3 protein-coding genes are annotated in these 1,805 nt (G+C 58.7%); 1 reads left to right on the forward strand and 2 read right to left on the reverse strand.

Features of this window, described 5'->3' with window-relative positions; all coding sequences use genetic code 11:
- The coding region (gene pepI, locus lacNas_RS08745; protein WP_201346779.1) for a proline iminopeptidase at positions 1 to 775 on the forward strand (775 nt) is incomplete at its 5' end.
- Here pepI and lacNas_RS08750 read toward each other — a convergent pair.
- Together lacNas_RS08750 and lacNas_RS08755 are read right to left on the reverse strand one after the other, a co-directional pair.
- Positions 772 to 1,290 carry a GNAT family N-acetyltransferase gene (locus tag lacNas_RS08750; protein WP_201330827.1) on the reverse strand — a complete coding sequence of 173 codons (519 nt, stop codon included), beginning with the start codon at positions 1,288 to 1,290 and terminating at the stop codon, positions 772 to 774. The two genes, pepI and lacNas_RS08750, sit on opposite strands and share 4 nt — an antisense overlap.
- Before the next feature lie 32 nt (positions 1,291 to 1,322).
- Positions 1,323 to 1,805 (reverse strand): alpha/beta hydrolase (locus lacNas_RS08755; protein WP_201346780.1); only part of this gene is annotated, 483 nt, incomplete at its 5' end.

The following is a 1,805-nucleotide window of genomic DNA, read 5'->3' on the forward strand; positions in this document are numbered from 1 at the left end:
CAGCAGCCACAATTACTTTGAAGTCCTCGACCAGGTGGCCGAAACGAGCGGCCGGCAGGTCATCATGTACGACCAGCTGGGCTGCGGCAACTCCAGCATCCCCGACGATGAGGCAGAAGACGCCTACACGGCCCAGACCTGGGTCAAGGAGCTGGAAAACCTGCGCGACCAGCTGGGCCTCAGCGAGATCCATCTCCTGGGCCAGAGCTGGGGCGGGATGCTGGCCCTCATCTACCTTTGCGACTACCAGCCCAAAGGGGTCAAGAGCCTGATCCTCTCTTCCACTCTGGCGTCAGCCAAGCTGTGGAGCCAGGAGCTGCACCGCTTGATCAAGTACCTGCCTGAAAGCGAGCAGGCCGCGATCGCCGAAGCCGAAAAGACCGGCAACTATGACTCCCCGGCCTACCAGGCCGCCAACCAGCACTTTATGGACCAGCACGCCATCAAGCTGACCCCGGATCTGCCGGAGCCGGTTTTGCGCAAAAAAAAGGGCGGCAGCCTGGCTTACTTGACCGGCTGGGGCCCTAATGAATACACGCCTATTGGCAACCTGCACGGCTATGAGTACACTGACCGCTTATCCGGCTTGACTCTGCCGACCTTGATCACCAGCGGCACTGACGATCTGTGCACGCCCCTGGTGGCCAAGAGCATGTACGATCACCTGCCAAACGCCCGCTGGGAGCTTTTCGCCGGCTGCGGGCACATGCCTTTCGTCCAGGGAAACGCCAAATACCGGCAAATTCTGAGCGACTGGCTGCTTAGTCAGGATTAAAGAGATTTCTTCATCAAATAATCAGTCTGGCGGTCATCGCCGACAACGAAAACGTGCTCGCTGAACCGGGTCAAACCGTGGTGGGCGTAGAAGCTCTTGGCGTTTTCGTTGTGCTCCCAGACACCCAGCCAGAGAACGGACTTGTCCAGTTCTCTGGCTTTTTCTTCGGCAAAATCAAAGAGCCGGCTGCCCAGGCCCTTGTGCTGGAAGGACCGGCGCAGGTAGATCCGCTCGATTTCCAGGCCGTTGGGGTCAACGTCTTCGCTTTGCGCGTCGCCGGTGTTGATCTTCAAGTAGCCGGCCACTTGCCCGTCAGCAAGCAGGAAGTAGAAGGTGCTGCCTGGATTTGCCAGTTCTCCGCCCAGCTTTTCCTTGCTGTAGCTTTCATCCAAAAACTTTTCCATGTCTTCATCGCTGTTGTCAGCACCGAAGGTGTCGGCAAAGGTTTCCCGGCTGATTTCAATCAAAGCCGGCAGATCTTCTTCAGTTACTTCTCTAATTACTGCTTCTGTCATCTTTATCTCCTTTTCCGTATTCTGTTTTTTGCTTAATTAAGCCCGGTCAAGACCCAGGTTCTCAGCAGCATCCCGGCTCTTTCCCAGTCTTCTGGCCGGTATTCGTGCCCGGCTCCCCGCATCTGCAGGAGTTCGCCCTGCTTCATCTGCTTGGCCAGCTGTTCCAGGCCAGCCAAAGGAGCCTGGTCGTCTTCGCTGCCGGCCACGATGTAGCCGCGGCCCGGGTAGGCCTGGATCTTGTCTTCATCGCCTGCTTCCAGCACCGGCGACATGAGGAAGACGCCCCGCACTGACCGGCCGATTTCGCTGGCAGCCACGCCGGCAGCCCGGCCCGCCAGATCATAGCCGGCAAAGGCAATATACTCGCTGGCTACCCGGTCGTCAGCGCGCAGCTCGTCAAAGGCCAGGTGGTAACCGGCCAGGGCGCTGGCATAGTCAGCCGCCTCAAAGGTGAAGGTCAGGATGCCGGAGTCGTTCAAGTAGCGGCTCAGCCACCGGGCCTGGTCGTTTTCACC

It is taken from the genome of Lactobacillus nasalidis, assembly GCF_016587775.1.
GTDB classification, from domain to species: Bacteria; Bacillota; Bacilli; order Lactobacillales; family Lactobacillaceae; genus Lactobacillus; species Lactobacillus nasalidis.

What these genes read in the sequence shown, in the direction of transcription:
- lacNas_RS08750 (WP_201330827.1), bottom strand. Translation starts at nt 1,290, where the DNA reads ATGACAGAAGCAGTAATTAGAGAAGTAACTGAAGAAGATCTGCCGGCT.